This is a genomic window from Candidatus Symbiothrix dinenymphae (genome assembly GCF_001431085.1).
Genome location: NZ_BBRU01000587.1, coordinates 1 through 2,089 on the forward strand (window position 1 = coordinate 1; position 2,089 = coordinate 2,089).

The window sequence follows — 2,089 nt, forward strand, 5'->3', positions numbered from 1 at the left end:
TTACAGCAGAGTGTATCTCTACATAATATATCCAATAGATTTCCTTGAACCAGGCGAGCATGTCGCCTGCTTTTGCCTGTATATTTGCCCCTTCTTTTTCCATCAGAAAAATATAGGCATTGCCCGCATTTTCAAAATACTCGCTATCCATACTCGAATTGAAATATTTGATATTGTCAATTCGCAGCACTATATCACAATAGGGAATAGTAGAATTTTTAATGTCGTCCATGATACCATTAACCGTAACGGTCATGCTGTCGTTCACGGCAATCATTTGTCCTATCGGGTCTGTATTTCCAAAAGCCTTACGGGCAAAAGTCCGGGATATAACCGCATAATTCTTGGCAGACATGACTTGGTCGGAATTTGCCTCATAGAGTTTGAAACGGAAAAAGTTGAAAAAACCGGCATCGGCAAACAGGAGTTGAACGTTCAGTTTAGCATCCGCTATCGAGACCGTAGAGTTACTGAAGAAAGGTATTACCGGACAAACCTTTTCTATTTCCGGATACCGTTCCTGAATACGGTCGGCTATCCGGTAAGCATTTTCCAAATCTTTTTGATTGCCCAAGACATAAATGCGGTCGCCCTTTTCGTGAAACTTATCGGTCGATAATTCCTGCACGGTATAAACCGCAATCAGAATCACGAACATCAGCGAAACGGCTAAGCCGAACAGGTCGATAAACGTATATGTCTTGTTTTTCCCCAGAAACTTGAAAAAAGTGCTGAGATTGAATAAATTGTTCATAATTGTTGCTGTTTAGTGATTACATTTTGCTTTCTACTTCCGTCACAATTTCTCCGTCGAATAAACTAATGATGCGATGGGAAAACGCCGCATCGTGTTGGGAGTGCGTTACCATCACGATGGTGGTGCCTTCTTTGTTCAGCTCCGTCAGCAAATTCATCACGTCCTTTCCGTTCTTGGAGTCGAGATTACCGGTCGGCTCATCGGCGAGAATCAGTTTGGGATTGGCGACCACGGCGCGGGCGATGGCGACCCGCTGTTGCTGACCGCCCGAAAGTTGATTCGGGAAATGTTGGGCGCGATGGCTGATATTCATCCGGTGCAAGGCTTCTTCCACGCGCTTTTTGCGTTCTGCTTTGCTTACTTTCAGGTAGACCAACGGCAATTCCACGTTTTCAAAGACATTCATTTCCTCAATCAGGTTGAAACTTTGGAACACGAAACCGATGTTTCCCTTACGGGTTTGCGTGCGCTCCTTTTCTTTCAGATGCCCGACCTCATTTCCGGCAAGATAATACTTTCCGGAGGTTGGATTGTCCAACAAACCGAGTATGTTCAACAGGGTGGATTTGCCACAGCCCGAAGGTCCCATAATGGCGATAAATTCGCCGTCTTTCACTGCCAACGATACGTTGTTCAACGCTACTGTTTCCACTTCTTCCGTGCGGAATACTTTCTTTAAATTTTCAATTTTTAACATGACTTTTATTTTTTAATTAATTTTATTTACTCTTAATAGCGATTTTTCGCAGTTACTAATTGAACTTACCCAAAGAACGCCTTATTTTTAGTTAGGAATTATCGATTCCTAACTTCCTAATTCATTTCAAAATTAACTCTTCGGCATCGCCGTAATTATCATAACTCGAAGTAATCACTTTGTCGCCCGGCTCCAGACCTTCCAGCACTTCGTAATGCAGCGGATTTTGCCGCCCGATGCGGATGTTGCGGCGAACGGCTTTTTTGCCGTCCGGGGTTACTGCAAATATCCATTGTCCGCCGGTGCTTTGATAAAATGCGCCGCGTGGAATCAGCACTGCCTCCACCGGTTGTCCCAATTGCAGATGGATGTAATAGGTTTGTCCGGCGCGAATGTTGTCGGGGCGTTCGCCTTCAAATGTGAAATCGGTCTTGAATTGTTTTGTGCGCACTTCGGGATATACTTTGCGGACGGTGAGGTTGTACGTTCTATCCTGGCGCTCGAAGGTTGCCGCCAAGCCGTTTTTCACGCGGTCGATGTAATGCTCGTCAATCAGGGCTTCAATCTTGTAGTCAGACAGCACGCTGATTTGACCGATACGGCTGCCGCTCCCTACCGATTGCCCGATTTTGACG

General features: G+C 45.2%; 3 protein-coding genes. All 3 read right to left on the bottom strand.

Annotated elements, in window-relative coordinates; translation table 11 throughout:
• On the bottom strand, positions 1-754 hold a 754-nt coding region (locus ASC50_RS06355; protein ID WP_162491149.1), incomplete at its 3' end, for an ABC transporter permease.
• Positions 755-773: 19 nt separating this feature from the next.
• Entirely contained in the window at positions 774-1,454 is a 681-nt protein-coding gene (locus ASC50_RS06360) for an ABC transporter ATP-binding protein (protein ID WP_055432487.1), read from the bottom strand.
• A 121-nt stretch (positions 1,455-1,575) separates the two neighbouring features.
• A partial coding sequence (locus tag ASC50_RS06365; RefSeq protein WP_158648549.1) for an efflux RND transporter periplasmic adaptor subunit occupies positions 1,576-2,089 on the bottom strand: 514 nt, incomplete at its 5' end.

What these genes read in the sequence shown, in the direction of transcription:
- ASC50_RS06360 (WP_055432487.1), bottom strand. Translation starts at nt 1,454, where the DNA reads ATGTTAAAAATTGAAAATTTAAAGAAAGTATTCCGCACGGAAGAAGTG.